Below are 25,106 nucleotides of genomic sequence, written 5' to 3' on the forward strand. Positions count from 1 at the left end.
GTTTTTGCAGTAATATCTAGGCTACGTCTCTGTCTTTTGCCACTTTGCGAATCTTGTTCTCAATTTCCGAGCTGGAAATGATCTCGAAATCTGTAAATAAGGCCACTGGTTTAAGAGTGTTTCCGCTCTGCCTCTCAAGCCTGACAAACCCCTTGTCGCTCAGGGATTTCAACGTGTGGGACAAGTTGCTTTTTGCACGACCAGTCAGGCGGGCGAGCTCCGTCATTGTTTGAGGTTTTTCCGAATCGATTAAGCGCAAAAGCCTGATGTTTTCCGGGCACAAAACCTGAGACACCGCATTTAGTGAGGTATACCAAACCAGGGGTTCGTCAGCCCCCGGTGTGTACAGCCCCTGAGCCATCGCCAGTAATCTTTTTCGAATCAACTCCTCGGGCATTATGCCAATGCATGCTTTCATCGACGGCCTCCGTTGATGTCTGAGATTGTTTTATCCACGCCAGAAAAGAAATCGCTCAGCAACGCAAAACAATCCTTAAACTCGTAAGGTGTACCTGTGTCTGACATGGTTTGGTGAACATGATCGAACTCATGCACCTTGCCGCTGTTCAGCCCCGTTCTCGCCGGCTTTACCGCATGGGCATTGTCCATGCCAAATAGACGCCGGTTGTGCTTGTCATGGAGCGTGAGGTTATACCGGATACCATGGGGCCTCTCTCGCGTTGGCGGCACGCACCACGCTTCAATCTTCCACCAGTAACCATCATCCCTGTGCACCTGGCTGCCATGCATGGCCAGAAGCTGTTCTAATCCGTCCAATGGATTGCCTACCTCTAAAGTTATGCTCAGATCATAACATGAGTTTTTGATCTTGAGAAATCGCTGATATAGAGATGGCGTTCTGCCATGCGCCAACCCGAGGAAGGCTGGGGCCAGAACCAAACCATTACACCAGCCGTAAGACACTTGCACCCAAGCAACCCCAAAGGCTATCGTTCCAAGCCGAACACCAAACCGGAAACCCGAATGCCGAAACCGTTCCAGTTCAACGCCAGCGACGTCAAAATCGAAAAACGCGAAACCGTTTTCCAGGGCTTCTTCCGCATGGACAAGCTCTGGCTGACCCACCCGCGCTTTGACGGCCGCGACATGCCCACGTTCACCCGCGAACTCTTCATCCGCGGCGATGCCACCTGCGTGCTCCCCTACGACCCGCAAACGGATGAAGTCGTGCTGTTGGAGCAGTTCCGTCTCGGCGCCCTGGGCCGCAACCAATCCCCCTGGTTGCTGGAGCTCGTAGCCGGAATGAACGAAGAGGGCGAAAGCCCGGAAGACGTGGCGCAGAGGGAAGGGCAGGAAGAGGCCGGGTTAAGTTTCAGCCGGCTGGACAAGATCTGTGATTACCTGGTTTCCCCCGGCGGCACCACCGAGATGATCCACCTGTACTGTGGCCAGGTCAGCACTGCCGAAGCCGGTGGTATTTTCGGTGTGGAGCATGAACACGAAGACATTCTCAGCCACGTGGTCAGCGCCGACGAGTGCTTCGCCATGATGGCCGATGGCCGCATTAACAATGCCGCTGCGATCATTGCTATCCAGTGGCTACAGCTGAACCGCGACAGGCTGCGCCGGGAGTGGTTGGCATGACTGAGTGGGTGAAGCGTCCCAAGTCCTATGTGCCGGATTTACGCCAGCTGGGTGCGTTGTGTGATGGCAACTATCAGCGGCTCCGCAAACTGCGGCAGCTGGAATCCGATGGCAAGCCGGTGTGCGAGTTTGAATTGCACCGGGAGAACCAGTACCTGGGGCGAGTGCGGATTGAAGTGCTGCAAACGGCAAAGTTTACCGAAACCCTGTTGCTGGAGCAGGTCCACAACAGCGGCCGCTGGCTGAATAATCCACAGATGACCGTGCGGGTCTACCACGATGCAATGATGGCGGAAGTCATCAGTTGCTACCGGCAGCGCCAGATCGCGCCGGTGAACGATTACCCGAACCGTTTTATGCATCACCCCGATGAAAAGGTTCAGGTGAATGGTTTCCTGGCCGACTGGCTGGACTACTGTTTGCGCTTTGGGCACCTGCCTATGGAGAATGCCGTCTGGTCGGCGGGTGAGGGGATCGACTAGACAGCATCTCACTCTGCCTGTGGTGAAGTTGTCAAAAACTGCAAAAATTTTGTGTCTGCGGGCCAGAATGTGAACAATCTACGATTTCACATTAATCAAAAGGAACCCGGCCATCGTACACTCGTTGTAATTTCAACCATTTGCTCCGAACACAGCAGGTCCTGAATGTCTGACCCCAAATCTGCCCGCCCGCTAAAAGTCTTACAGCTGACAGACCCGCACCTGATGGCACGGGAAGATGGTGCCCTGCTGGGGGTGAACACCCGCGAAAGCCTGTCGGCCGTCATTGAAGAGGCTCTGCGCAGCCATGGCCAGCCTGACCTGATTCTGGCCACCGGCGATATCAGCCAGGATGCTTCCGTGGCTTCCTATCATTATTTCGGGCAGAAACTGGAGGCTTTCCAGTGCCCGTCTGCATGGATTGCCGGTAACCACGATGACTCAGCCACCATGTACGCCGTTGCGGATGAATTCGACGCCCGGCGCCGGCAGTTTGTGCTTGGGGGCTGGCACTTCGTTATGCTGGACTCCTCCGTACACGGGAAAGTGCATGGAGAACTTTCGGCGGACGAATTGGCGTTCCTGGATCAAACCCTGTCGGAACACTCGGGCTTGCCCGCCATGGTTTGCCTGCACCATCACCCCGTCGATATCGGCTCGGACTGGATGAACCAGATAGGCCTCAAAAACCGTGAGGCTTTCTGGCAGGTGATCGACCGGCACACGAACGTCAGAGGCGTGCTCTGGGGGCACATTCATCAGGAGCTTCAGCAGCAGCGCAATGGCGTGCAGCTAATGGCCTCTCCGTCGACCTGTATTCAGTTTACGCGAGGTTCCACTGATTTTGCGGTAGAACCGTTAGCCCCGGGCTACCGTTGGTTTGAGCTCGATCCTTCCGGCAACATCACCACAAAAGTCTGCCGCGCAGAGCAGTTCCGGTTCAACCTGGATGAAGGTAGCGCCGGCTACTAGCCGATCAAGATGTCCCTATATATTCCCAATGGCTGACCTGCACGCCGGTTTGTAACATATAGGGACAAAACTGTGCGCGAGTGTCAGGCCCGCAGTGCTTGCGCAGCCGCCACCATTGTCTCCAGCGCCGGCGTTACTTCCTCCCACTTGCGGGTTTTCAATCCGCAATCCGGGTTAATCCACAGCCGCTCTGCCGGGATGCGCTCTGCCGCCAGGGTCATCAGGTTGATGATGTGGTCCTTGTCCGGAATGTTGGGCGAGTGGATGTCATACACGCCCGGCCCGATATCGTTCGGGTATTCAAAGTTCCGGAAGGCATCCAGCAGTTCCATATCTGACCGCGAGGTTTCAATGGTGATCACATCGGCATCCATGCGGGCGATGGCTTCGATGATGTCGTTGAACTCCGAATAGCACATATGGGTGTGGATCTGGGTGCCGTCTTCCACGCCATTGGCAGCGATGCGGAAGCTGTTGATGGCCCAGTCCAGGTAGTTTGCCCAGTCTGACTGCCGCAACGGCAGGCCTTCGCGCAGGGCGGCTTCGTCGATCTGGATGATATTCACGCCGGCTTTCTCCAGATCCTGCACTTCCTCGCGAATGGCCAGGGCCAGTTGCAGGCAGGAGTCTTTTCTTGGCTGATCGTCCCGCACGAAGGACCAGTTCAGAATGGTCACCGGGCCGGTCAGCATACCCTTCACCGGTTTGTCGGTGAGAGACTGGGCGTAGCGGATCCAGTCCACAGTCATTGCCCTGGGCCGGCGAATATCGCCAAACAGAATGGGCGGTTTCACGCAGCGGGAGCCATAGGACTGTACCCAGCCGAAGCGCGTAAAGGCGTAGCCGTCGAGCTGTTCACCGAAGTATTCCACCATGTCGTTGCGCTCGGGTTCGCCGTGCACCAACACATCCAGCCCCAGTTTTTCCTGCGCTTCGATGCAACGGGCGATTTCTGCCTGCATTTGCTCGGTGTATTGGGTGCCGCTCAGCTCGCCTTTGCGGAACTGCAGGCGGGCCTGGCGGATTTCCGGGGTTTGCGGGAAGGAGCCAATGGTGGTGGTCGGGAATGCCGGCAGGCTAAGAATTTGCCGTTGTTTGGCGATTCGCTGGGGGTAGGGGCTTTGGCGATTGCCCAGCTCTGGCGTTACCGCAGCAACGGCTTTTTGAACGGTAGGGTTGGTTACCCGGCTGGATCTGCGACGGCTTTCGATGGCGATACGGTTTTCAGCCAGTTCGCTGCGCACGGCGGTGCGACCTTCGTTAAGTGCTTTTGCAAGCGTTTGCAGCTCATCGAGTTTCTGCACTGCAAAGGCCAGCCAGCTACGGATTTCGGTATCCAGCTCCTGCTCACGGGCCAGGTCGACCGGCACGTGCAGCAGTGAACAGGAGGGCGCCAGCCACAGGCGCTCGCCCAGCTTTTCGTTCAGTGGTTCGAGCCAGTCCAGAATATTGTTCAGGTCGGATTTCCAGATGTTGCGGCCATTGACCACGCCCAGCGAGAGAATCTTGTGGCTCGGCAGCCAGTCCGCCACCCGGCTGACTTCTGCCGGTGCGCTCACGGCATCAATGTGCAGCCCGGCCACCGGCAGTTCGCAGGCCAGTTGCAGGTTGTCCCGGAGTTCTCCGAAGTAGGTGGCCAGCAGCAGTTTCGGGCGATTGGCCTTGAGCTGGTGATAGGCCAGATTGAAGGCATAGCGCCAGTTGGCGTCCAGGTCGGTCACCAGGGCCGGTTCATCAATCTGTACCCAGTCGGCGCCGGCATCGGCCAGGGCTTCCAGCAGTTGCGAATACGCAGGCAGCAGGCGTTCCAGCAAGTCCAGCCGGTTGCTGCCATCGGAGGTTTTACCCAGCCAGAGGTAGGTCACTGGCCCGATGATGATGGGTTTGGCCTTAACGCCCTGTTTTTGCGCTTCGGCCAGTTGGGCGAGCAGTCGCTCAGGGTTCAGTTCAAAACGGGTGTCGGCGGTAAACTCCGGCACAATGTAGTGATAGTTGGTGTCGAACCACTTGGTCATCTCGCCCGCTGCGGTGGCGCAACAGGGGCTGTCGTTGGCGCCCCGGCCCCGGGCGGCGCGGAAATAGGCGTCCAGCTCCGAACCTTGCTTGTCTGCGACTCGTGCCGGCAGGTTGCCCAGGGTAACGGACATGTCTAACACCTGGTCGTACAGGGAAAAATCTCCCACAGGTACGAAATCCAGCCCGGCCTGTTGCTGCCAGTGGTGCCGACGCAGGTCAGTGGCGGTGATTGCCAGCTTCTGCTCGGTTTGCCGGCCGGCCCAGTAATCTTCCAGTGCAAATTTCAGCTCCCGCTGTCCGCCAATGCGGGGGAAGCCCAGGTTGTGTGTGGTTGCCATGATCAAATCCTTGAATCTGTGTGTTGAATCAGGAGCTAAGGTTAGGTGGGTGATTGCATGAATAAAAATGGTATTATTTCAACATTCAATGAACAAAATTCACGGATGGTCATGATCGAACGAAATCACCTGGAGATTCTGCGCGCTGTTGAACGGCAGGGTTCCCTGACGGCTGCGGCCGAACAGCTGCACCTTACCCAGTCGGCGTTGTCCCATGCCATGCGAAAGCTGGAGCAGCAGCTGGGTACGCCTGTCTGGCTTCGGGAAGGCCGCCAGTTGCGGTTTACCCAGGCCGGCAATCAGCTGCTGGGGCTGGCGAATCGGTTGCTGCCACAGTTTGAGCATGCAGAAATGCAGATCCGCCAGATTGCCAAAGGCCAGCGAGGCAGCTTGCGGGTGGGTATGGAATGCCATCCCTGTTACCAATGGCTGTTGAAGGTCGTCGGCCCCTACTTGCAGCAATGGCCGGATGTCGATGTGGATGTAAAACAGGAGTTCCAGTTCGGTGGCATGGGCGCGTTGTTCGGCCATGACATCGACCTGCTGGTGACCCCGGACCCGCTGCACAAGCCCGGCGTGTGTTTCGAGCCGGTATTCGATTATGAGCAGGTGCTGGTCGTCCCCGAAACCCATCCGCTGGCGGGCGAGCACTGGGTAGAACCCCATCAGCTCGAGCAGGAAACCCTCATTACCTATCCGGTTGCGGTCGAGCGCCTGGACATTTTTACCCGGTTCTTCCTGCCCGCCCATACTGGTCCGGCTCGGCATAAAACCATTGAAACCACTGACATCATGTTGCAGATGGTGGCCGCAGGGCGAGGCGTGAGTGCACTGCCCCGGTGGCTGGTAGATGAATATGCCCGCAACCTGCCTATAAAAGCCCTGAAACTGGGCCAGCAGGGCATGCCCAAACAGATCTTTCTGGGCTTCCGGGAGCGCGACGAAGCCGTGGATTACCTGAGCGCGTTCGTGAAGCTGGCCCGGAGCATTCGCTGGAACTAATCTCTTCGGTTAAACTGCGCGGAAAATTTCAACAGGACACACAAATCATGAGCGACATTCCTGCAGATCTGAAATACATCGAGACTCACCAATGGGTGCGGGTAGAGGCTGACGGCACGGCTACCGTGGGCATCACCGACTTTGCCCAGGAGCAACTGGGCGATGTGGTCTATATCGGCGTGCCCGAGGTCGGCGTGACTGTTAACGGTGGTGAGGAAGCCGGTGTGGCGGAATCCGTTAAGTCAGCGTCTGACGTATTCAGCCCGGTGACCGGTGAGGTTATCGAGATCAATGAAAAGCTTGAAGACGAGCCGGAAATCGTCAATGAAGACCCGTATGGCGATGGCTGGATGTTCAAGGTGAAGCTGGCCGATGAAGGCGAGCTTGACGGCCTGATGGATGCTGCGGCGTACGCAGAACACGTGGCCGCTGAGGAATAATCATTGATGGACTTTCCCGTTCTCTACCTGCGCAAAGGCGCAGAACGCCGTCTCCGTGCCGGCCACTTGTGGGTTTACAGCAATGAGGTGGACACCAAGCGTAGCCCGCTGCCGGGGTTTGAACCTGGCTCGCAGGTGCAGGTGCGTGCTTCGAATGACAAGCCCATGGGTATCGCCTTTGTGAATCCTCATGCGTTGATTTGCGGCCGGCTGATCAGCCGGGAGGCGGACCATGGCATGACGCCGAAGCGCTTAACCGACCGCATGGAGGCAGCACTGAGTCTGCGGGAAAGATTGTTTCACAAACCGTTCTACCGCTGGGTCTTTGGCGACAGCGATGGCTTGTCTGGTCTGGTGGTTGACCGCTTTGACGACGTAGTCGTGGTGCAAATCTCCACCGCCGGCATGGAGCAAATGAAAGACGCCATCGTGCGAGCCGTTCAGCGCCTGGCCCATGCCCGCATTATCGTGCTGAAAAACGATGGCAAGATGCGCAAGGTGGAAGGTCTGGATACCTACGTGGAATTTGCTCATGGCCCGGAAGCCGACACCGTTCTGGTAGAAGAAAACGGCGCCCGCTTTGAAGTGCCATTGGCTGGCGGCCAGAAAACCGGCTGGTTCTACGACCACCGCATGAACCGCCAGCGCCTTCAGGCCTATGCGCCCGGCAAGAAGGTGCTGGATGTGTTCAGCTACGTGGGTGGTTGGGGTATTCAAGCGGCTTGTGCGGGTGCATCCCAGGTGACCTGTGTAGACGCGTCTTCATCGGCAGTGGATGCGGTGCATCACAATGCCAAACTGAACGGGCTGGAGAATGTGGATACGATTGAAGGCGATGCTTTCGACGCCCTGAAAGCCCTGGCGGACGAGAAAGAGAAGTTCGACATCGTAGTGCTGGACCCGCCCGCACTCATTCCCCGCCGCCGGGACCAGAAAGCCGGTGAGCAGGCCTATGCCCGCCTGAACCAACTGGGGCTGCGTTTGCTGGAGCGTGATGGCTTGCTGGTGTCCGCATCTTGCTCCATGCATTTGTCCCAGGAAAAGCTGATTGACATCATCCGTGGCAGCGGCCGCAAGATTGACCGGTTTGTGCAGCTGTTGGAGCAGGGCCATCAGGCACCTGATCATCCGATCGTGCCGGGGATTCCGGAGACCGACTATATCAAGTCGTGCTTTGTGCGCTCTCTTACCGGGTTTTTGTGATTGCCGCCAGGGGAGAATGGCGGTAGAGAAGGGTGGGGTCTGACCCGTAGGGTCAGACCCCTTTGCATCCGTCAGGGTTGGTGCACCAGCCAAGATCAATCCCGCAGCGACATCACCGCCCAGCCGTTCTCGATCGCCGTCTTCTCCAGCGTCGGATCCGGATCCACCGCCACTGGATTCTCCACCTTCCGCAAAAGCGGCAAATCATTGTGGGAATCACTGTAGAACCAGGCTCCGTCCAGGCTCTCGTTATGGGCGGCCAGCCAGTCATTCAGCCGCACCACCTTGCCTTCCTGGAAGCTCGGCGTACCTGCCACTTCGCCGGTGAACTTGCCGTTTACCAGCTCCGGTTCCGTAGCAATCAGGTGGTCTACGCCCAGTAACTCGGCAATCGGTTCGGTAATAAATCGGTTAGTGGCGGTGATGATCATCAGCGTATGACCCTGCTCGCGGTGCTCTGCCAGCAGTTTCGCGGCCTTGTCTTGCATCATCGGCTGAACTTTCTTGGCCATAAAGGCTTCGCGCCAGCTTTCCAGCTCATCCATGCTGTGCCGGGTTAACGGTGCCAGTACAAAGCGCTGATAGTGGAAAACGTCCAGCTCGCCGTTCAGGTATTCCTCGTAAAAGCGGTCATTGGCCCGCTTGTACTCTTCGGCATCCACCATGCCTTCTTCCACCAGAAACTCACCCCATGCGTGGTCGCTGTCACCATTGAGCAGGGTGTTGTCCAGATCAAAAATTGCGAGCGTCAAGCCGTTTCCTCCCATCGTTACAGGCTTCGTAGCAAGGCGCACAGTCTAGCATGACCTGCCGCCAACGGCTCCGTTTGCCGAACCCTTGGGATTCTGTAAGAATGAGAGCAACTTGGACAATTTCCGCCGGTTACAAATTAACCGGCAGCCGACTTTAACGAGGACTGTGCCGTGATCGACTCAGACGGTTTCAGACCCAACGTCGGAATCATTCTGGCCAACCACAGGGGCGAAGTTCTCTGGGCAAGGCGAATAGGGCAGGACTCCTGGCAGTTTCCGCAGGGTGGTATCAAGCACAATGAATCACCGGAAGACGCGCTGTATCGGGAGCTTGGAGAGGAAATCGGCCTCAGTGCCAGCGATGTGGAAATCATCAGCTGCACCCGGGGCTGGCTGCGATACCGTCTTCCGCGAAGGATGGTACGCCACAACTCGCACCCCGTTTGTGTGGGGCAAAAACAGAAATGGTTCCTGCTGAGGATGTTATCGCCAGACGCGCATGTACGCGTGGATGGCACGGATTCACCGGAGTTCGACGGCTGGCAGTGGGTAAGCTACTGGTATCCGTTGGGGCAGGTGGTCTCATTCAAGAGAGAAGTATACAGACGTGCGCTGAGAGAACTGGCTCCCAGACTGTTCCATAACATGGAACAGTGGCATCGGAGTGAGCAGAACCGGCGTTGAAGGAACACCAGAAATGACGGACTGACTCCATGCTGAGCATCCTGCGAAGTCTAGTACAAGAGGTGAACAGCGCCCGCGATCTGAACGAGGCGCTGGATATCATCGTATCGCGGGTGCAGAAGGCTATGAACACCGAGGTCTGCTCCGTTTATCTGCTCGACCCTGCCTCCAACCGCTATATCCTGATGGCCACCGAAGGCCTTTATAAGGATTCTGTGAGCAAGGTCAGCCTGGCCTACTCCGAAGGCCTGGTTGGCCTGGTCGGCTCCCGTGAGGAGCCTATCAACCTTGAAGATGCGCCTTCCCATCCGCGCTACCGCTACTTTCCTGAAACCGGTGAGGAACGATTCCGTTCCTTCCTGGGTGTGCCCATTATCCACCACCGTCGCGTACTTGGTGTGCTGGTGGTACAGCAGCGGGAAAGCTCCCGGTGCTTTGATGAAGGGGAAGAGGCATTCCTGGTCACCGTATCAGCCCAACTGGCCGGGGTGATCGCCCACAGTGAAGCCACGGGCGCGATCAGTGGCTTGTCGCTTACCGGTGAAGAAACCCAGGACGTCAGCTTCAACGGCGTGCCCGGCGCTCCGGGTGTGGCCATTGGCACTGGCGTAGTTGTGTATCCGGCGGCAGACCTGGATCTGGTGCCCGAGAAGCCCACCGAGGAGATCGAGCAGGAACTGGCGCTGTTCCAGTCCGCCGTGCAGGCAGTACGGGAAGACATCGAACGGGTAGCGAACCGGCTCGCGTCCCAGCTGCGCCCGGAAGAGCAGGCACTGTTCGACGTGTATCTGCGCATGCTCAGCGATGAAGCACTGCCCGGCGAGGTGGTCAACAAGATCCGCGAAGGCATCTGGGCTCAGGGCGCCCTTAAGCAGGTAGTTCAGCAGTACATCCGGCATTTTGAAATGATGGACGACCACTACCTGCAGGAGCGGGTGGTGGATATCCGGGATCTCGGCCGCCGCCTGCTGTCACATTTGCAGGAAGGTGAGCAGAAGCACCTGGAATATCCGGAGCATACAATACTGGTCAGTGAAGAAATCACTCCGGCCATGCTCGGGGAAGTGCCCAAAGGCCAGCTTGTGGGGCTGGTATCCGTAAAAGGCTCCAGTAACTCCCACGTGGCCATCCTGGCCCGGGCCATGGGTGTGCCAACGGTGATGGGCCTGGTGGACATCCCGGTGAACCAGCTGGATGGCAGGGAACTGATTGTCGACGGTTTCGAAGGGCAGATTTTCGCCTCGCCCTCAGCGGATCTGAGGGCCTTCTACCAGGCTATTTGCGATGAAGAAAACGAGCTGATTCGCGGCCTGGAAGCCCTGCGGGACAAACCCTGTGAAACCACCGACGGCCACCGGGTCGCGTTGCTGGTGAATACCGGCCTGATGACCGATGTATTGCGGTCGCTTTCCCATGGCGCCGAGGGTATTGGCCTTTACCGCACCGAAGTGCCGTTTATGATCAAGGATCGCTTCCCGTCCGAGCAGGAGCAGCGGGAATACTATCGGGAGCAGTTGGAAGCCTTCGCCCCCAACCCGGTTACTATGCGTACCCTGGACATTGGCGGCGACAAGGCCCTGACCTATTTCCCTATCCAGGAAGAAAACCCGTTCCTGGGCTGGCGTGGCATCCGGGTTACCCTGGACCACCCGGAAATCTTCCTGGTGCAGGTGCGGGCCATGCTCAAGGCCAGCGAGGGCCTGAACAATCTGCAGATCATGCTGCCTATGATCAGCAATATCTCCGAGGTGGAGGAGTCTCTGCACCTGATTTACCGGGTCTATCACGAGGTTCGGGAAGAAGGTTACGACATTCACATGCCCAAGGTGGGCGTGATGGTGGAAGTGCCGGCTGCGGTGTACCAGATTCGCGAACTGGCCGAGCGGGTGGACTTCCTGTCGGTAGGCTCCAACGACCTCACCCAGTACCTGCTGGCGGTCGACCGAAACAACCCCCGCGTGGCCCAGCTTTACCACTCCTACCACCCGGCCGTGTTGCAGGCCCTGGTGCGGATTGCACAGGACGCCCACTCCGTAGGCAAGCCGGTGGGCATCTGTGGCGAGCTGGCCGGTGATCCGGGCGGTGCCTTGTTGCTGATGGCCATGGGTTACGATTCGCTATCTATGAACGCAGCCAGCCTGCCCAAGGTGAAATCGGTTATTCGCAGTATCGACCGGGAATGGGCGATCCAGTTGCTGGAAGATGTATTGCTGCTGGACTCTCCGCATGTGATCAAGAGCTGCGTTGACCTGGCCATCCGAAATGCCGGTTTCGGCCGCTACCTGCGCCCGGTGAAATCCTCCCCCGTTGCACTGGCGGAACAGGCCGTTTCCTGATTTTCCGGTGGTTATAGGGTGCGCACTCTAAAAACCGTTGTTAGGTTAGTAGGGTAAATTCGCTGCAGTAACCGTGAAGGACAGCCGATGAAGCAGTCGACCGAGCTTAAATCCGCACCACGCATTGGCCTCGCCCTTGGCGGCGGCGGCCCATTGGGCGGTATTTATGAAATCGGTGCCCTGCGGGCGCTGGATGAAGCGCTGGACGGCCTCGACTTCAATAATGTGGACGTGTACGTAGGCGTGAACTCCGGCTCCTTTGTGGCCGCCAACCTGGCCAACCAGGTGACCACCGCCCAGCTGTGCCGGATCTTTGTGCGCAACGAAGCCGAAGTGCATCCCTTCCATCCGGAAGTGTTCTACCGCCCGGCGCTCCGGGAGTACGGTAACCGCTTGCTGGCCGTGCCGAAGCTGATTTCCACCGCCATCAGCCGTTTCGTCAACAACCCGTACGACCAGAGCCTTCTGGAAGCCATGACCATCCTGGCCCAGGCAGCCCCGGCGGGGCTGTTCGACAATGAAGGTCTTCATGATTACCTGCGCCGGGCGTTCACCATGCTGGGGCGTACTAACGACTTCCGGCAACTGAAGCACCGGCTGTACGTGGTGGCTGCCGATGTAGAAAGCACCGAAGCCGTGTGTTTCGGGGCGCCGGGTTTTGACCACGTGCCCATTTCCAGGGCGGTGCAGGCCAGCACGGCCTCTCCAGGCTTGTATGTACCGGTAGACGTAGATGGCCGGTACTATGTGGACGGCACCCTGAGAAAAGGCCTGCATGCATCCGTCGCTTTCGAGGATGGTGCGGACCTGGTGCTGGCGGTTAATCCGCAAGTGCCCATCGATGCCAGCGCCGCCGTGCGGGCAGGCACCATGCAGCCGGGCGATCTCACCCGCTCGGGCATGCCCAACCTGCTGTCCCAGATGTTCCGCACCATGGTCTATTCGAGAATGCAGTCGGGTATTGCCCAATACGCCCGGGATTACCCGGACAAAGACATCCTGCTGTTCGAGCCCACCCGGGACGACGCCAAGCTGTTCTTCTCCAACGTCTTCAGCTTCCAGAGCCGGCGCATGGTGTGCGAACATGCCTACCAGATGACCCGGCGGGACCTGCTCAGCCGGGCTGATGAGCTGGAACCGAAACTGGCGAAATACGGCATCAAGCTGCGTCGGGATCGCCTGGAAGACGAACAGCGCACCATCTCCACCAGCCTGTATGGCGAGCTGTTACCGCTGTACGTGGCCAAGGGCCGCAAGAAGCAGGCTGAGAAGGGCAAGCTGGCCAGCGGGCTGAGTAACGTTACCCATCTGTTTTCCCGGGTCCAGTAGGGTCTGTGGCTCTTTTGTCCTTTGATCGATAGTCAGATACCGGGAGCAAGCTGCGGGAAGTAGTAAGGTTCCGCATGTTCCGGGATTTCCCATTTCAGAGGGGATCGACTGCTGGCAAGGTCGAGAAGCTCGTGCTTAATCAACGCCTCTTCCTGCGGTACGAACGGGGCCAGGTCCATAAATGAAGTCATACACAGTCCTTGGTATATTCTGATAGCACTTGAGCGAGAGTGTCCGGTTTAATTTCCGCTTTGAAAGCTCCACAATGCCACAGTGAGCGCCCATAAATAAAGGCTTTGGTGTGAGTCGGTCGCAGGAAAGAGCTGCTTTTTAGGCGTTAAATGTCCGGTTTAAAGTCCGCTTTCTGAATGGCTGCCTGGCAAGCTGGCACAAAAAAGGCCGGACGGGATAACTCCCTCCGGCCTTTTGCTTACCCAACACACCGTAAAGCCCGGTCATTCATGGCGGGGATATAAGGTGAGAGCGGCGTCGCCGCTCCATTGGTCGGTTAGTGCGGTGTTTGTTGCTGCTCGATATATTGGCGAATGATCTCTATCGGCGCCCCACCACAACTGGACGCAAAGTAGGACGGAGACCAGAGCACGCCTTTGTAATAGAACCGTGAGGCGATATCAGGCCGCTCTTTGCGCAGTACGCGACTGGACGCGCCTTTCAGACTGTTCACCAGCGATGATACCGCCACCTTGGGCGGATAGTTCACCAGCAGGTGAACGTGATCGCCCTCCCCATCCATTTCTTTCAGCTCAGCATCAAAGCCGGCACAGATCTTTTCGAACAACTCCCGCAGGCGCTCGATCGCATCCTTGTCGAACACGGTTTTTCGGTATTTGGCGACAAAGACCAAATGAACGTGCATCACAAAAACGCAATGCCGACCTGTTCTGATATCGTTGATTTGTGTCATAGACCAAACTATAGTGGGGTTATGAAACGCCTGCAAGCCTTTAAATACGAACTCCGGCCCGATGGTCAGCAACAGCGCCTCATGCGCCGTTTCGCTGGCTCCTGCCGGTTCGTGTTTAACAAGGCATTGGCGCTGCAAAAGGAGCGCTATGAGCAAGGTGAGAAGAAGCTGAGCTATGCGGGTTTATGCAAAGAGCTAACCCAGTGGAAGCTGGATAGTGCAACCGAATGGTTAGCTGAAACCCCTTCGCAGGCATTGCAGCAAAGCTTGAAGGATCTGGATCGGGCCTACACCAACTTTTTCGCCAAGCGGGCGGAATTTCCCCGCTTCAAGAAGAAGGGTGTTTCCGACAGCTTTCGCTACCCTCAAGGCTGCAAGCTCGACCAGGCGAACAATCGCCTGTTTCTGCCGAAGCTCGGATGGGTGCGATACCGCAACAGCCGCGAGGTTCTGGGCACGGTGAAAAACGTCACCGTGAGTCAGTCGGGCGGCAAGTGGTTTGTCAGCATCCAGACTGAGCGAGAAGTGGAAACGCCGACCCCCAAGGGCGATGCCATTGGCATTGATCTAGGTGTGGCTCGCTTTGCCGCCTTTGATCGTCCCTTGCTGGCGTTTGAGGGCGAGGATCACCTGAAACCCCTTAACAGCTTTAAGAAGCACCAGGCTCGACTGCGCAAGGCGCAGCGGGCTTTGAGTCGAAAAACCAAATTCAGCAACAACTGGAAGAAAGCGAAAGCCAGAGTCCAGCGGATTCACGCCCAGATCGGCAACGCCCGCCGCGACTACCTCCACAAAGCCACGACCGCCATAAGCCAAAACCACGCGATGGTTACATATAGCACATGAAAGTGTGTAATTTTGATAAGAAGCCACCTCCGGGTGGCTTCTTATTGATCTTTGTTAAGAAGAGGTTTATAGTGTAATTTATGTAATTTGTGTAGGGGTGGCCATGGCTACAGTCAGCGTCGTCGCAAAAATTGTGGAGGACAACACGGGGATCGCAAGCGAGATCCCTCTGTTGATGACGGAAGAGGGGGAACTTTCGCCTCTAACCGACTACCTCCTCTACCTCCAAGCCAATGGGCGCTCCAAGTCGACGCTTGAGAAAGCCGTCCGAGCAGTGGCGATGCTTCTGGACTACATGGAAGCAAACGCTGAAGCGTTCACAGACCCCGAGAAGCTGTTTCAGGCGTTCGTCAGGCGCCTGTACAGCGGGACAGCCTCTGAATCAGGCCTAGACCCTTCCGGCCTGTACTGGGTGCCCGCCTCCGAAGCGACCGTGAGAGAGCGCATCATTGCACTCACGGGCTTCACGGACTGGCTTGCTGATAAGCAGGGCACAAAGCCGCTGAACCCTTTGCGCAAAGCCACACCGCATGAAGAGCGCCTCAACTACGCGGCATGGTTTCGGCGGAACCAGAACGATTTCCTGGGCCACATTAAAGACAAGTCCATCAGCACCACCGTCAAGCGTGCGCGGAGTATCAAGGGCCGCACCCCGCTTGCGAAGACGGAGGATGACGCGATCTCCTTTCCGAATTCCAAGTTCGAAGCCTTCTTCACCCAAGGCATCGGCGGCGCCAAAGATCCCCGCGTCGCTCTGCGGGACAAGCTGATTCTCCTTTTGATGCACGGCGCGGGGCTTAGGGTCAGCGAAGCCATGCTGCTGTGGGTCACCGATGTCTTCGAAAATCCCGCCGACCCAAGCCAGGCGCTTGTACGCATCTACAGCGAGCGCGAGGGTGTTGCTCCCGAGGGCTGGAAAAGCCGCAAGGGCGAGCGCACTCGCAAGGTGTATCTGAAAGAGAAGTACGGGCGCATACCGCGTTGCGAGATGAAGGGGACGCAATATCTGGGCTGGAAATCAAAGCTTGTCGATGACAGGGAAGGCTACTTGATTGCGCAGTGGTTCCCAGTCGAATTTGCTAGGGTTTTCATGGTCCTATGGAAGACCTACCTGAAATACCGCGCAACAGCGGACGCACATCACCCTTACGCCTTCATCAGCTTCGATAGCAAGGCGTTCGGCAACCCGTACACGATCAACGCCTTCAACCATAACTACGCTGCCGGGTTGCGCCGAATCGGCCTGGAGCCGAACAAGGCAGAGGGGTTCGACCCGCACGGGCATCGGCACAACTACGGGCGGCGTCTGACCCAGGCGGGCATCGACCCGCTGATCCGAAAAAAATGCCTTCACCACAAGTCCCTTGAGTCGCAAACGGTCTATACCCTGCCAGGCAACCAAGACGTTTCGAACATGCTCAGCGCGGCTTCCGAGCAACTGGCTCGGCCCGACGCCAAGGCGATGAGCACCGACTGGAAGGCACTGGTTGAACACGGTTTTGAAGACATTGATCCGAAGGGGCTTTACACCGGCCAGCGGCCGCGACTAGGAGGGGTATGATAATGGCACAGAAAATACTCGGGCGATCGTCTGATCTAACGCTCTCCTGGCTTACCCGCAAGTATGGCGAGGACTGGCTGCAGTGGCAGCAGTATGCGGCGGAATGGGTCGCAACTCAGGACGCTGGTGTCAACCATAAACTGGACGCTCTTCATCATTTCTTCGTCACTTACCTGATGCGCCATGCCTCCTACGCCAGGGATGTCACTGCGTTTTTCAAGGGACACGCGGGACACAGGGCGTCTTCCCAAGAATTTGTCGAAGTCCTGCGGGCTGCGGGCGTTGACAGTCAACGCACGCAGGCGAAGCACGTGAACTGCGTGGCCATTTTCATCAACCACGTCATCGAGCGGCATTACAGCGTCGAGGACGACCACGGCGTGGCTCGACCCATCGTCTCGAATCCTTTCGAGCGGATCGTGAAACAGAGCTCGACCCAGGAGACCGTCAGGAACCCGCTGCCGTACCGCTACATTCAGCAGCTACGACAGATCCTCTGCCCTTACGCTCACGACAGCGAGCAAGAGGAGCCCAAAGAAGGCGCTGTGCGTAGCGCCCCGTGGGCTAATCGCCATTTCCGCGACTGGTCGTGGGCGCATGACAATGTGCTCTATGCGTGGTTCGAGGTGGAGCCAGAGTCCATCGACTACGACGACCCCGACTGTGTATGGCGCACCAAGGTCGTCTGGCGCCGCCCAGGTCCCAAACAGGTAACCATCCACCAGATGTGGTCGCCGGTGACGGCCATGCTGATCTTCGTCAAACTCCACCTGCCGCTACGCACCTATCAGGTTCGCCTTCTCGACTCCGGTGAGGCCGATACTTGGCGCTATGAGGGCGGGCGCTGGGTGCCGAATACCCACCCTTTCGCCTACGGGAGCAAGAAGCGCCCTTACGCCAAGGGCGTGTTCCGCCGCACCTACGATGCGATGACCGAGACCTACGCCACCGCGCTCTACGTCTCCACCAACAAGACCGCCGATCAGAACAAGAATGAGGTGGATCGCGGCTACAAGATCCCCTGGCAGCACGAGGAGCTGCTGTACTGGCTTGAGAAGCTGCGCAACTGGCAGGAGAAGTACAACCCGATCACCACCCCCGTCAGTGCGAGCACACTGGAGACCAAACACACCATTCACGTTAAGAGCCCAGCCGTGCTAAAGGCCATGGGCGAATATTGCTTCCTGTTCCGGGAAGCCAGCGCGAAAAGCGCGGAAAGCCGCGCCAAGCCGATTTCCGGAACAGCCTACTCACTGTCCTGGTATCAACTGCTCCTGCGGTTGGAGCAGAATCTGGCAGCGACGGGCCATGCGCTGAGCGACGGCACCGCGCTGAAACTGGTGGAAGACTACCCGGACGACACGCCTGACACAGCGAAAGTGAAGACCCTGTTCCCGCTGCACAGCCTGCGGGTGTCCCTGATTACCGCCTACACCATGGATACGGCCCTGCCCCTGCCGGTCGTCTCTAAGCTCCTGGCGGGCCACACGCGCCTGCTGATGACGATCTACTACAACAAGATCACTCCCTCCGTCATGGCGGAAAAAATGGAAGAGGCGCACGCGGCGCTAGATGCCAAGGCACAAGCCTCGCTCCGCACCTTTCTCAAGGATGCGGAGCTGTCCCAGATCCAGGCTCGCACCGCCTGCAACAGCGAGGAATCGGTCGAGGCCGCCATCGCCAACCGCAATCCCATCGGTTGGGAGCACCGTTCGGCGGGGCTGTGCCTGGTCGGCGGCAACACCGTTCGTTCGGATGAGATGAGCACGCTGGGCGGCTGCTGGAACGGCGGCGAATTGGTTGCCACTAGGGGGACTCATCCCATCTATGCTCCAGTACCCCATGGACCCGAGAATTGCATTCGCTGCCGCTGGTTCATCACCGAGGCCAGCTACCTGCCCGCGCTGAACAGCCAGTTCAACCAGATCAGCTATAAGGCCCACCAGGCAGCGAGTCTGGCGGTGGAGATCGAGGGCGAGCTGGAAGCGCTGAAGGATGAGCTGTTCTTCGCGGAGGAGCAAGGCACTCCATTCACCAAGCACGGTGAGCTTCAAGTGCTGGAGCGGCGCTATGAGAAGCAGCAAGTGGAAGCCGATGAGTACGCCAAGGACTTCGTCGCCTGCTTCAACGTGATCCAGCGCTTGATGGATATCGAGAACCAGCGCGGCGAGGGCGACGAGGGGCAGAAGCTTGTTGCTGTAGGCTCGCAGGAAGATCTGGCGGTGAGCATGCGCTTTATCGAGACAAACTCGGAGCTTCTGCACCTGTCGCTGCTCTGCGAGGACGCGGAGTTCTATCCCGACCTACAGGATGACCTTCGCAAGACCCCGGCCATCTCCAAGCGCACGCTCGCACTCAGCCGCATGATGATGCAGAAGGGCTATCAACCGGTGTTGATGGAAATGGACGAGCGGGCGCAGTTGATCGCTGCCAACGCCCTGCTTCGCAAAATGGCCAAGATCGCGCATCCGAGCGACAAGCTGGAGGGGTATCGGATTGCGGCGAACTACATCGAAGCCCAGGAGTATTTAGTAGACGACCGGCTTCTTGAGGCGGGTATCGAGCAGATGAGCCAGGCCGCGCCGCTTGCCTTGCCGAGCATCAAGCAACGGCTGATCCAACATGAGGAGGTCATCTGATGGAGATCGATATCGACGTAATTCTTGAGGATCTAAAAGAAGGCAAGACGGCGAAGACGCAGCAGTCGCTTGACAAGCTCAATGAAACCTTGAGCGACTATTATGATCGCGGCGAACGCGACTTCTCGATCACCACCATCGGTCGACTTTCGGCAGAATACGGGGGTGTCGGCTACGAGTCCATTCGAGCAACGGCTAACAAGCACTACCGCGATCTGATCGAGGCGTGGGCGGCGAAGGCCAAGACCACTACAAAAAAGCCCCTCAGCATCCAGAGTCGATCCCGCCGAGTGCCTCAGGACAATCAACTGCTGGAGCGCATTCCCGATCCCGCTCTGCGCGTGCTGTTCGGCCAGATTATAGCCGAGCGCAACCGCTATCGTACCCAGCTCAACATTCTCAAGAACCAGGCCGAGGTCGTGATCGATAAGCGCCCTGTCAGGCAGTTGGAAGCCAGCGCCGAACCCTCCGTCGAGCTTCTCCCTTCGCTCAAGGGCATCGTCTCGGATAACGAGATCAAGGCGCTGCGGTTCGCTGCCTCTGACGAATGTATCGAGCGCCAGGGGTGGTTGGTCACGCAAGCCGGACAAGTGAAAAACGACCTTGGGGTGGAGGTGTTTCCCCGTGGATTCATGACGGGCCTGCGCAAGATCGTCGGGGAGGTTGATTCCGATGAGTAGTCGCCGGGAGCTTGCACAGGAGTATGCCGAGCGCGTCGACTGGTGGATCGCAGAGCGCGATCTGTGTGGCGATTACCTTGAGTACGAGCGCGGCGGTAAGATCAACCGAGGCGCGCTGTGTGCCGAGCTGGATTTCAGCCGCTCCGTGATCAATCAGAACCCGGCTGTGAGGGCGGCTCTGGCCAGCGCTGAGCAGAGGTGGTTTGGAGGTAGTCAGGAAGACACGCAGGCACATGAGGCAGCTCGGGAGCGCTCTGAGAAACGCGCTGCACAGCGCGCCTCGGACGTCAGTAGACTCGAAGATGAAGTCGCCAAGCTAAAGGCTGAGAACGCGCTGCTTCGCAAACAACTGGAGCGGTATGCGGCGATAGACGCCGTCATCCAGCAAACGGGGCTGGCACCTCGGCCATGATGGTTCAGATCGCTAAAGTCCGGCCCTCGGGCATTCGCACGGCCTGGGAGGTGCGCGAAGACGGCTCACACGCGCAACGCGATGCCACCTTGGCCATCCAATTTCCCACGCAATGGCGGGAGGCGGCGAGCGTGGGCAGCATCTGGTCGGTTGAGGGAAAGATCGAGCGGCGCAACTACAAAGCCCGAGGCTTTACGGTCAACGACGACCTGCTAACCGTCGAGAGCGCACGGTATGTGCGCCCCTCGGGCGAGCTTTTGGCTCGGTGGATCGCTAAAAACATCGACGGCCTGGGTGACGTAATCGCTCGCCGCCTGGTTAGGGCGCTTCCGGATATCGATGCGGTTGTGCGGCGCGGCGACGTACAGGCGCTTATGGTCGTTTCGGGCATCAACGAGGGCCGAGCCAAGACCCTCATCGAGAAATGGCCGCCCGAGGACCTGTATGGCGTTCTGAACTGGCTACAGGAGTCCGGCCTGCCCCTTGGCATTGCAGACCGTCTTGCACGCGTATACGGCGAAAGCGCATTGGATCGACTCAAAGACGACCCCTTTCTGCTCGCCGCTTTCGGTGTGTCTTTCAAGAAAATCCTTGAGCTGATAACCACCCTCAAAATCGAACTACCGAGAGCGCGGTTACTTGCGGCCATCGCCGAGCATGTCGCCAGCTCCCTATGCGCCCGCACCGGCTCCACCGTCGTCTCCGATGACGAACTGGTAGCGGGTGCCGAGCGCGCTGCGACAGACCTTGGCATCGCCAGCAACGGCCTGATCGACGCAGCCATAGCTCACGGCGTCCTGATCCGAACCGAGCGCGGACTTCAGGGGCTCGGTGCAGCGATTCAGGAACATGCTGTTGCGCGGTTCCTTGATCGGTCAGCGGCCCGCCCAGCCGGTGCAGGCGCCATGCTGGCCGCTTGGGAGAAAGGTCTGACGGACGAGCTTATCGAGAGCGCACTTCGCTCTTTCGAAGCAACGCTGCCCTTTGCGATGACCGCAGAGCAGCGGGCAGCAGTCAAGGGCGCAGTGAAATCCCCGGTCAGCATCATCTCAGGCGGCGCCGGAACGGGAAAGACCACTATATTGCTGGCGATTTGGGCGGTGTACGACCAGATCGCGGAGGGGGTGGCGCAATTCCAGGTGGCGCTCTCCGGTCGCGCCGCCCAACGCATGGCTGAAAGTACGGGCCGTCCCGCCGCCACGATCGCAAAGCTTCTATCAGGCCATCGTGGGGAGAATCAGCCGGACTTTCCTGAGCATGCCCTGCTTGTGGTTGATGAGGCGTCCATGGTCGATTTGCTGACCGCTTACCGCCTGGTCGGCATCCTTCCCTATGCGACGCGGATTCTGCTGGTAGGGGATGTGGCGCAACTTCCGCCCATAGGCGGGGGCCTAGTCTTCCACGCCGCCATGCGCAGCAATCTGCCAGCCTTTGAGCTTTCGCAGGTAAAGCGCCAAGGACAGGACTCCGGGATTCACCGCCTTGCTACCGCAGTGCGGACGAACACCTACGATCACGGCCTGCTCAACAGCGCGTCCGGTGACTGCCACTACGATCCCGACTGCTCTCCAGAAACCCTTATCCGTGTCTGGGAAGAAAGCGGCGGTGCAGAGGGCTGCATACTCTTGACCCCGACGCGAAAAGGGCCACTGGGGGTCGATGCGCTCAACGCCCTCATCCAATCGCACCGTGACGCAGCCGAGCGGCGCCCCGAACTGCACTACAGCGACGATCTGCGCGGTTGGATACCCTGGGTCACCCGTCGAGGCGCGAGGTTGCGCCTGGGTGACCAAGTGATGGTCACCGCGAATGACTACGACGCCGATATCCGCAACGGTGACCTTGGCACGATCTCGGACGTGTACGCTGAGGCGAGAGACGAAGTGCTCGGTTTGATGGAGCTGAACGGGCGCGTTGTCGAGATCACGGCAGGCTTGCTTGAAACCTTGGATCTCGGCTACGCCATTACGATCCATAAGTCGCAGGGCTCGCAGTGGCCGACCTGCATCCTGCTTCTGCCGGGCTATGTCCCTCACATGCTTGACCAGACGCTGCTCTACACAGCGATCACCCGACCGGCTGAGCGGCTTCGTGTGCTCGGTGATCGGTCGCTGATAACGCGTGCGTTGGGCAGAGGCTCTGTTGCCGCACAACGGAATACTAATCTTGAAAGCCTGCTGAGCCATGCTTGAAGCATTGCCCGCCTTCTGCGGCAGCGTAGCGGCTGTCAATGCTGCGCGCAGCGCACCCGATAGGGCTTGGCGTTTACAGCCGTGGAGATGCCACAGCCTATGACGAGGAGTGCTGCCCGTTGGACAGCACTCCCGAGCACTCGGCGGCCCGAGCGGGGTTTGGGGCGGAGCCCCAAGGTCTTAGTTTTTTACACACATGATTACACACTGTGTAATTTGGCCCATAAAGACGAAAGCCCCACTGTTGCAGAGCTTGCGTTCATTCATTCACTCATTTACACAGTATCTGCTATAAAGAACCATCGTGTGTATCGAGGACTTAAAGGTGCGGAATATGTCGGCGTCAGCGGCCGGCACGCTCGATCAACCCGGGCGCAACGTCCGGGCCAAATCCGGTCTGAACCGGAGCATTCTGGATCAGGGCTGGTTCGAGTTCCGGCGCCAACTGGACTACAAGCTCCAATGGAGCGGCGGGTGGTTGGTGGCGGTACCACCCCGCAACACCAGTCGAACCTGTCCGGCCTGCGGTCATGTGTCGGCAGAGAACCGCCAAACCCAGGCCCAGTTCCACTGCGTGGATTGCGGCTTTAAGGAAAACGCCGACACGGTTGGCGCGATCAATATTTTAAGGGCGGGACACGCCCGGTTCGCCTGTGAAGTGAGCGATGCACCAAGGTCGCCAGCAGCAGGAACCCACCGAAGCGACTCAGCAGCGGCTTAACGCCGCCACTGAGCGCCGTAGGAATCGCCTTCCTTCAGGTGGGCGAGGATGTCAAAGGATATACCGGCTCAGGTCTTCGTCTTCTGCCAACTCGCCCAGTTTCTCGTCGACATAGGCGGCGGTGACTTCGAACACCTCTGTAACCTTGTCGCCGGCATCGAACGACAGGCCTTCCAGCAGGCGCTCCAGTACCGTATGCAAGCGGCGGGCGCCGATGTTTTCGGTGGTTTCGTTCACCTTGTAGGCCACTTCCGCAATGCGGGCGATGGCATCGTCTGCGAACGTCAGTTTCACGCCTTCGGTGCCCATCAAGGCTTCATACTGCTGCACCAGAGAGGCGTCCGGCTCGGTCAGGATGCGCTTGAAGTCGTCCGGGGTCAGCGCTTGCAGCTCTACCCGGATCGGCAGACGGCCCTGCAGTTCCGGAATCAGGTCCGACGGCTTGGACAAGTGGAACGCGCCAGAGGCGATGAACAGGATGTGATCGGTACGCACGGCGCCATACTTGGTGCTTACGGTGCTGCCCTCGATCAGCGGCAGCAAGTCGCGCTGTACGCCTTCGCGGGAGACGTCAGACGAGGTGTTCTCGGAACGCTTGGCCACCTTGTCGATCTCGTCGAGAAACACAATGCCGTTCTGCTCAACGGCCAACAGCGCTTTCTGTTTGATCTCTTCCTCGTTCACCAGCTTGGCGGCTTCTTCATCCTTAGCCAGTTTCAGGGCGTCTGCCACCTTCATTTTCCGGGTCTTACGCTTATCGGAAGACAGGTTGGAGAACATGCTCTGCAGCTGGTTGGTCATCTCCTCCATGCCGGGAGGCGCCATAATCTCAACGCCGGCACTGCTGCTGCGCAGGTCGATCTCGATTTCCTTGTCGTCCAGCTCACCTTCGCGCAGTTTCTTGCGGAACATCTGGCGAGTGGCGGAATCGTTGCTGGTACGCTGGCTGTCTTCGTTGAAATCCCGCGCCGGCGGCAGCAGGGCATCCAGAATGCGGTCTTCGGCCGCGTCCAGGGCACGGTTTTCGTGCCGTTTCATCTCCTTCTCACGGAGCATCTTCACAGCCATATCCGCCAGGTCCCGGATAATGGACTCCACATCCCGGCCCACATAGCCAACTTCCGTGAACTTGGTGGCTTCCACCTTCAAGAAGGGAGCATCGGCCAGCTTCGCCAGGCGGCGGGCAATCTCGGTTTTACCCACGCCGGTGGGGCCGATCATCAGGATATTCTTGGGGGTAATCTCGTCACGCAGGCTGCTGTCCAGCTGCATCCGGCGCCAGCGGTTACGCAGGGCAATGGCCACGGCACGCTTGGCTTCCTGCTGGCCCACGATGTGTTTGTTAAGTTCGTGAACGATTTCACGGGGAGTCATTGCAGACATGGTCGCTCCGGTCAGTCTTTGATGGGCAGCACTTCCAGAGTGCGGTTCTGGTTGGTGTAGATGCAGATGTCGCCGGCAATCTCCAGCGCCTTCTCTGCAATCTCGTGGGCGCTCATATCGGTATTCTCGAGCAGTGCCCGCGCCGCTGCCTGGGCAAAGGCCCCGCCGGAACCAATGGCAATCAGGCCCTGTTCCGGCTCGATGACATCACCGTTACCGGTAATAATCAGCGACGCAGTCTTGTCGGCCACGGCCAGCAAGGCTTCCAGCTTGCGAAGAGCACGGTCACTACGCCAGTCTTTGGCCAGCTCCACCGCCGCGCGGGTGAGGTTGCCCTGGTGTTTCTCCAGCTGGGCTTCAAAGCGTTCAAAAAGGGTGAAGGCGTCTGCAGTGCCACCGGCAAACCCGGCAATAACCTGGCCGTTGTACAAGCGGCGCACTTTGCGGGCGTTCCCTTTCATGACGGTGTTGCCCAGAGAAACCTGGCCGTCACCTCCCATGGCGACTTCGTCGTCCCGGCGGACGGAAACTATGGTAGTCATTTTGGCTCCAGTTGCCTGTGTGAAAATCGTATTTCAGGTTTATGGA

The 25,106-nt window shown here is 58.4% G+C and carries 23 protein-coding genes and 1 pseudogene; 16 read left to right on the forward strand and 8 right to left on the reverse strand.

From position 1 onward, the window contains the following. Nucleotides 1–16: 16 nt before the first annotated feature. Both AC13DJ_RS15660 and AC13DJ_RS15665 read right to left on the reverse strand, forming a co-directional pair. A complete protein-coding gene (locus AC13DJ_RS15660; protein ID WP_288372739.1) occupies nt 17–418 on the reverse strand; it encodes an HVO_A0114 family putative DNA-binding protein in 402 nt (133 codons plus the stop codon). Continuing rightward, on the reverse strand, nt 415–930 hold the full coding sequence (locus AC13DJ_RS15665; RefSeq protein WP_482933165.1) for a toxin-antitoxin system TumE family protein: 516 nt from the start codon (nt 928–930) through the stop codon (nt 415–417). Before AC13DJ_RS15665 ends, AC13DJ_RS15660 begins: the two co-directional genes overlap by 4 nt. Nucleotides 931–984: 54 nt before the next feature. Between AC13DJ_RS15665 and AC13DJ_RS15670 the strand changes: the two genes are divergently transcribed. The 3 genes from AC13DJ_RS15670 to cpdA all read left to right on the forward strand — a co-directional run bounded on the left by AC13DJ_RS15670 (nt 985) and on the right by cpdA (nt 3,059). Further along, nucleotides 985–1,605: an NUDIX domain-containing protein gene (locus tag AC13DJ_RS15670; protein ID WP_482933166.1), complete on the forward strand. Its 621-nt coding sequence runs from the start codon at nt 985–987 to the stop codon at nt 1,603–1,605. Further along, nucleotides 1,602–2,087 carry a DUF1249 domain-containing protein gene (locus AC13DJ_RS15675; RefSeq protein ID WP_286815767.1) on the forward strand — a complete coding sequence of 162 codons (486 nt, stop codon included), beginning with the start codon at nt 1,602–1,604 and terminating at the stop codon, nt 2,085–2,087. Before AC13DJ_RS15670 ends, AC13DJ_RS15675 begins: the two co-directional genes overlap by 4 nt. A 165-nt stretch (nt 2,088–2,252) precedes the next feature. Then, a complete protein-coding gene (gene cpdA / locus AC13DJ_RS15680) occupies nt 2,253–3,059 on the forward strand; it encodes a 3',5'-cyclic-AMP phosphodiesterase (RefSeq protein ID WP_482933167.1) in 807 nt (268 codons plus the stop codon). Nucleotides 3,060–3,142: 83 nt separating this feature from the next. On the opposite strand, the gene metE is transcribed toward cpdA, so the two are convergent. Next, a complete protein-coding gene (metE, locus tag AC13DJ_RS15685; protein ID WP_474544113.1) occupies nt 3,143–5,413 on the reverse strand; it encodes a 5-methyltetrahydropteroyltriglutamate--homocysteine S-methyltransferase in 2,271 nt (756 codons plus the stop codon). 111 nt (nt 5,414–5,524) lie between these two features. On the opposite strand from metE, the gene AC13DJ_RS15690 reads away from it, so the two are divergent. Genes AC13DJ_RS15690 through AC13DJ_RS15700 form a run of 3 tightly spaced genes read left to right on the forward strand, consistent with a single transcriptional unit; the run spans nt 5,525 to nt 8,058 of the window. Further along, nucleotides 5,525–6,415 carry a LysR family transcriptional regulator gene (locus tag AC13DJ_RS15690; protein ID WP_474540653.1) on the forward strand — a complete coding sequence of 297 codons (891 nt, stop codon included), beginning with the start codon at nt 5,525–5,527 and terminating at the stop codon, nt 6,413–6,415. Between the two features lie 47 nt (nt 6,416–6,462). Next, complete coding sequence (gcvH, locus tag AC13DJ_RS15695; protein WP_153741312.1) at nt 6,463–6,855, forward strand: glycine cleavage system protein GcvH; 393 nt, start codon at nt 6,463–6,465, stop codon at nt 6,853–6,855. Nucleotides 6,856–6,861: 6 nt separating this feature from the next. Beyond that, nucleotides 6,862–8,058, forward strand: a complete 1,197-nt coding sequence (locus tag AC13DJ_RS15700) for a class I SAM-dependent rRNA methyltransferase (protein WP_199456767.1) — start codon at nt 6,862–6,864, stop codon at nt 8,056–8,058. Nucleotides 8,059–8,153: 95 nt separating this feature from the next. Here AC13DJ_RS15700 and AC13DJ_RS15705 read toward each other — a convergent pair whose 3' ends face one another. Continuing rightward, nucleotides 8,154–8,810, reverse strand: coding sequence for a histidinol-phosphatase (locus tag AC13DJ_RS15705; protein WP_482933168.1), 657 nt, complete (start codon nt 8,808–8,810; stop codon nt 8,154–8,156). A gap of 171 nt (nt 8,811–8,981) precedes the next feature. Between AC13DJ_RS15705 and AC13DJ_RS15710 the strand changes: the two genes are divergently transcribed. From AC13DJ_RS15710 to AC13DJ_RS15720, 3 genes are all read left to right on the forward strand, one after another. Beyond that, on the forward strand, nt 8,982–9,494 hold the full coding sequence (locus AC13DJ_RS15710; RefSeq protein WP_022989890.1) for an RNA pyrophosphohydrolase: 513 nt from the start codon (nt 8,982–8,984) through the stop codon (nt 9,492–9,494). A 29-nt stretch (nt 9,495–9,523) separates the two neighbouring features. After that, entirely contained in the window at nt 9,524–11,830 is a 2,307-nt protein-coding gene (gene ptsP, locus AC13DJ_RS15715; protein WP_482933169.1) for a phosphoenolpyruvate--protein phosphotransferase, read from the forward strand. An 87-nt stretch (nt 11,831–11,917) separates the two neighbouring features. Then, the gene (locus tag AC13DJ_RS15720; protein WP_482933170.1) at nt 11,918–13,159 is read left to right on the forward strand and encodes a patatin-like phospholipase family protein; all 1,242 of its coding nucleotides are present in this window, start codon (nt 11,918–11,920) and stop codon (nt 13,157–13,159) included. A 32-nt stretch (nt 13,160–13,191) separates the two neighbouring features. On the opposite strand, the gene AC13DJ_RS15725 is transcribed toward AC13DJ_RS15720, so the two are convergent. Both AC13DJ_RS15725 and tnpA read right to left on the reverse strand, forming a co-directional pair. Next, nucleotides 13,192–13,350 (reverse strand): hypothetical protein, encoded by a 159-nt coding sequence (locus AC13DJ_RS15725; RefSeq protein ID WP_482933171.1) that lies wholly within the window; start codon nt 13,348–13,350, stop codon nt 13,192–13,194. A 317-nt stretch (nt 13,351–13,667) separates the two neighbouring features. Next, the gene (gene tnpA / locus AC13DJ_RS15730; RefSeq protein WP_081697630.1) at nt 13,668–14,084 is read right to left on the reverse strand and encodes an IS200/IS605 family transposase; all 417 of its coding nucleotides are present in this window, start codon (nt 14,082–14,084) and stop codon (nt 13,668–13,670) included. A 21-nt stretch (nt 14,085–14,105) separates the two neighbouring features. Between tnpA and AC13DJ_RS15735 the strand changes: the two genes are divergently transcribed. The 7 genes and pseudogenes from AC13DJ_RS15735 to AC13DJ_RS15765 form a co-directional block, all read left to right on the forward strand. Further along, entirely contained in the window at nt 14,106–14,930 is an 825-nt protein-coding gene (locus AC13DJ_RS15735) for an RNA-guided endonuclease InsQ/TnpB family protein (RefSeq protein WP_482933172.1), read from the forward strand. Between the two features lie 103 nt (nt 14,931–15,033). Further along, nucleotides 15,034–16,491 carry a gamma-mobile-trio recombinase GmtY gene (gene gmtY, locus AC13DJ_RS15740; RefSeq protein WP_454105951.1) on the forward strand — a complete coding sequence of 486 codons (1,458 nt, stop codon included), beginning with the start codon at nt 15,034–15,036 and terminating at the stop codon, nt 16,489–16,491. A 2-nt stretch (nt 16,492–16,493) separates the two neighbouring features. Then, the gene (gene gmtZ, locus AC13DJ_RS15745; protein WP_454105950.1) at nt 16,494–19,130 is read left to right on the forward strand and encodes a gamma-mobile-trio integrase GmtZ; all 2,637 of its coding nucleotides are present in this window, start codon (nt 16,494–16,496) and stop codon (nt 19,128–19,130) included. After that, on the forward strand, nt 19,130–19,810 hold the full coding sequence (gmtX, locus tag AC13DJ_RS15750; RefSeq protein ID WP_454105949.1) for a gamma-mobile-trio protein GmtX: 681 nt from the start codon (nt 19,130–19,132) through the stop codon (nt 19,808–19,810). Before gmtZ ends, gmtX begins: the two co-directional genes overlap by 1 nt. After that, nucleotides 19,803–20,222 (forward strand): hypothetical protein, encoded by a 420-nt coding sequence (locus AC13DJ_RS15755; protein ID WP_454105948.1) that lies wholly within the window; start codon nt 19,803–19,805, stop codon nt 20,220–20,222. The genes gmtX and AC13DJ_RS15755 overlap by 8 nt, the downstream gene beginning before the upstream one ends. Then, nucleotides 20,219–22,414, forward strand: coding sequence for an AAA family ATPase (locus AC13DJ_RS15760; RefSeq protein ID WP_454105947.1), 2,196 nt, complete (start codon nt 20,219–20,221; stop codon nt 22,412–22,414). The genes AC13DJ_RS15755 and AC13DJ_RS15760 overlap by 4 nt, the downstream gene beginning before the upstream one ends. A gap of 301 nt (nt 22,415–22,715) precedes the next feature. Next, nucleotides 22,716–23,135 (forward strand): annotated as a pseudogene (locus AC13DJ_RS15765) (RNA-guided endonuclease InsQ/TnpB family protein); the annotation flags it as partial. Nucleotides 23,136–23,186: 51 nt separating this feature from the next. On the opposite strand, the gene hslU reads toward AC13DJ_RS15765, so the two are convergent. Then, on the reverse strand, nt 23,187–24,518 hold the full coding sequence (gene hslU, locus AC13DJ_RS15770) for an ATP-dependent protease ATPase subunit HslU (RefSeq protein ID WP_339649000.1): 1,332 nt from the start codon (nt 24,516–24,518) through the stop codon (nt 23,187–23,189). 11 nt (nt 24,519–24,529) lie between these two features. Beyond that, nucleotides 24,530–25,060, reverse strand: a complete 531-nt coding sequence (gene hslV / locus AC13DJ_RS15775) for an ATP-dependent protease subunit HslV (protein ID WP_022990117.1) — start codon at nt 25,058–25,060, stop codon at nt 24,530–24,532. Between the last annotated feature and the right edge of the window lie 46 nt (nt 25,061–25,106).

The organism is Marinobacter sp. L-46 (assembly GCF_056859535.1).

Excerpts from the sequence above, each read along its gene's own strand:
- AC13DJ_RS15660 (WP_288372739.1), bottom strand. The coding sequence starts at position 418 with ATGAAAGCATGCATTGGCATAATGCCCGAGGAGTTGATTCGAAAAAGA.
- AC13DJ_RS15670 (WP_482933166.1), top strand. The coding sequence starts at position 985 with ATGCCGAAACCGTTCCAGTTCAACGCCAGCGACGTCAAAATCGAAAAA.
- AC13DJ_RS15675 (WP_286815767.1), top strand. The coding sequence starts at position 1,602 with ATGACTGAGTGGGTGAAGCGTCCCAAGTCCTATGTGCCGGATTTACGC.
- cpdA (WP_482933167.1), top strand. The coding sequence starts at position 2,253 with ATGTCTGACCCCAAATCTGCCCGCCCGCTAAAAGTCTTACAGCTGACA.
- metE (WP_474544113.1), bottom strand. The coding sequence starts at position 5,413 with ATGGCAACCACACACAACCTGGGCTTCCCCCGCATTGGCGGACAGCGG.
- AC13DJ_RS15690 (WP_474540653.1), top strand. The coding sequence starts at position 5,525 with ATGATCGAACGAAATCACCTGGAGATTCTGCGCGCTGTTGAACGGCAG.
- gcvH (WP_153741312.1), top strand. The coding sequence starts at position 6,463 with ATGAGCGACATTCCTGCAGATCTGAAATACATCGAGACTCACCAATGG.
- AC13DJ_RS15700 (WP_199456767.1), top strand. The coding sequence starts at position 6,862 with ATGGACTTTCCCGTTCTCTACCTGCGCAAAGGCGCAGAACGCCGTCTC.
- ptsP (WP_482933169.1), top strand. The coding sequence starts at position 9,524 with ATGCTGAGCATCCTGCGAAGTCTAGTACAAGAGGTGAACAGCGCCCGC.
- AC13DJ_RS15720 (WP_482933170.1), top strand. The coding sequence starts at position 11,918 with ATGAAGCAGTCGACCGAGCTTAAATCCGCACCACGCATTGGCCTCGCC.
- AC13DJ_RS15725 (WP_482933171.1), bottom strand. The coding sequence starts at position 13,350 with ATGACTTCATTTATGGACCTGGCCCCGTTCGTACCGCAGGAAGAGGCG.
- tnpA (WP_081697630.1), bottom strand. The coding sequence starts at position 14,084 with ATGACACAAATCAACGATATCAGAACAGGTCGGCATTGCGTTTTTGTG.
- AC13DJ_RS15735 (WP_482933172.1), top strand. The coding sequence starts at position 14,106 with ATGAAACGCCTGCAAGCCTTTAAATACGAACTCCGGCCCGATGGTCAG.
- gmtY (WP_454105951.1), top strand. The coding sequence starts at position 15,034 with ATGGCTACAGTCAGCGTCGTCGCAAAAATTGTGGAGGACAACACGGGG.
- gmtZ (WP_454105950.1), top strand. The coding sequence starts at position 16,494 with ATGGCACAGAAAATACTCGGGCGATCGTCTGATCTAACGCTCTCCTGG.
- gmtX (WP_454105949.1), top strand. The coding sequence starts at position 19,130 with ATGGAGATCGATATCGACGTAATTCTTGAGGATCTAAAAGAAGGCAAG.
- AC13DJ_RS15755 (WP_454105948.1), top strand. The coding sequence starts at position 19,803 with ATGAGTAGTCGCCGGGAGCTTGCACAGGAGTATGCCGAGCGCGTCGAC.
- AC13DJ_RS15760 (WP_454105947.1), top strand. The coding sequence starts at position 20,219 with ATGATGGTTCAGATCGCTAAAGTCCGGCCCTCGGGCATTCGCACGGCC.
- hslU (WP_339649000.1), bottom strand. The coding sequence starts at position 24,518 with ATGTCTGCAATGACTCCCCGTGAAATCGTTCACGAACTTAACAAACAC.
- hslV (WP_022990117.1), bottom strand. The coding sequence starts at position 25,060 with ATGACTACCATAGTTTCCGTCCGCCGGGACGACGAAGTCGCCATGGGA.